The organism is Stieleria sp. (assembly GCF_041595215.1).
In the GTDB taxonomy this organism is placed as follows: domain Bacteria; phylum Planctomycetota; class Planctomycetia; order Pirellulales; family Pirellulaceae; genus Stieleria; species Stieleria magnilauensis.
In genome coordinates this window covers 1-1,823 of the sequence record NZ_JBFHKV010001396.1, presented here as the reverse complement: position 1 = coordinate 1,823, position 1,823 = coordinate 1, and the positions used below count along the sequence as shown (strand labels likewise).

Genomic DNA, 1,823 nt, shown 5'->3' with positions numbered 1-1,823 from the left:
GACCACTACCATCTAAAGCAAAGGACTCGTCGCCTCGTCCACTACCGTCTAAAGCAATGGACTCGTCGCCTCGTCCACTACCGTTTAAAGTTCAAATCTGGACAAAGCAGGAGCCGACGGATTGGACGTTACTGGGATGGGCGGCGTACCGACGACCTGCTGATTTCGTGCCGTGCATTTGCACGGCGCGTTTATCGACTGGGGTGCCGGTCAGCGATGCGATCTCCATCTGCGGATGCTGTTGAGCTCGCGAAACCGAGAAAGGGGCAATCGAGTTGTGTCGTCGAGGATTCGTGCCCGGAAACTTGTTCAGACTTCGCTTTCTCGATCGTCTTGGGAACTTCGGCGCCAAGAATCATCGCCAAGGGCTGCAGTCCGTCATAGGCTTCACATGCCATTCGAACGGCAATCAAAATCGGCACGCTTAAAAACACACCCATGATTCCCCACATCCATCCCCACAGGACGATCGACAAGAAGACAAGCACGGGACTCATGCTCATCGATCGGCCAAGGATCGACGGTGTGATGAACTGGCCTTCCAATGATGTCAGCGTCACAAAGGTGCCAGCAACGATCACCGCGTAGTAGGTGGGTTCGAAATTCACGAGCGCCACCGCGAAGATGATGGTGGCACCTACAATCGCGCCGAGGATGGGAATAAAATTGAACGCGAAGGCCATCACCCCCCAAAGCACAGGCGAAGGCATGCCTAACACCCACATGGCAATCGCAACGGCGATGCCCAGGCACAGATTGATCGTGGAGACTTGCGCCAAGTAATTACCCAGCCCTTCCTGGACGTTTTGAATCACCTCGACAAGCCGCCGTCGCGCCGTAAAGTCGGGCAGCATCCGCATGATGTTGCGGAGCAAGTCATCGCCGGTGGCCAGTAGAAAGTAGAGCAGCGCGAGACAGATGGTCAGAAAGGAGACGATGTTTCCGGTTCCACTCAGATAGCTCCATCCGCTGGCCCAAGTCGGTTGCTTGATCTCGACCGGCACCGGCTTTTCATCGGCATCGGTCGCGTCGACGTCTTCCTCTGATTCGGCCAGATCCTCCGTCGCCTCATCCACGTCTTCAATACTTTCGGTGACAAACGATAGCTTTTCCTTGAAGGTCGCAATATGTTGCGGCGCCTCGGCGATTGTCTCACGCGCGGGCTGGAACACGAGGTACGTGCCGCCCGCCAGCATCAGGAAAATGACTCCGATCACGCCGGCACCGCCAACGGCCGAAGGGATACCGAATCGCTGGCCCTGACGAACAATGGGGCGGAGCGTCAAGAACAAGACGATCGCAGTGACGACCGGAATCACCATCGCCCGCGCATAATACAACGCGAAAAACACCAACATGGTGGCGCAAATGCGAGTCGAAAGACTCGCCTTTGAGTCCTCCTGCCCCTCGCGTCGAATCGCTTCGCTGTGATTATCGCTGAGCATGGATGGTCTCGCCGCCGTCGTCTATACCTGTTGCGAACCCGTCGATCGCGGTGGCGTAACCGTTGCAAATGTTGTGCCGCATTGCCGCTGGCACCACCCGAGATTGATCCTCCCCCACCTCTCACGGGGATACGATTAGCGGCGAACCGATTCCGCGCCGCGCGCTCGCAAGGTTGATCGCCCCCAGTGACGGTCAGCGAGCCATCTCGCTCCGCAAACGCTGTCGAAGCGACGCTTGAACGGCTTCGTGCTCCGGCCGATCGGCGAGATTGACGCGCTCGATCCCGTCGCTTCCATAGGCGTACAACTCTCGAAAAGCTGCATTTGGGGTGTTCCCCTTTAGCGGCCGCCATTCGGTGTAGCGATGCGTCTTCGTTC

The 1,823-nt window shown here is 57.5% G+C and carries 2 protein-coding genes; both read right to left on the bottom strand.

All coding sequences use genetic code 11. The features are described 5' to 3' along the window. Positions 1–191: 191 nt before the first annotated feature. A complete protein-coding gene (locus ABX749_RS31570) occupies positions 192–1,445 on the bottom strand; it encodes an AI-2E family transporter (RefSeq protein WP_372899533.1) in 1,254 nt (417 codons plus the stop codon). Positions 1,446–1,638: 193 nt separating this feature from the next. Further along, positions 1,639–1,823, bottom strand: a 185-nt coding sequence (locus ABX749_RS31565) for a hypothetical protein (protein WP_372899532.1), incomplete at its 5' end; no start/stop codon positions are given.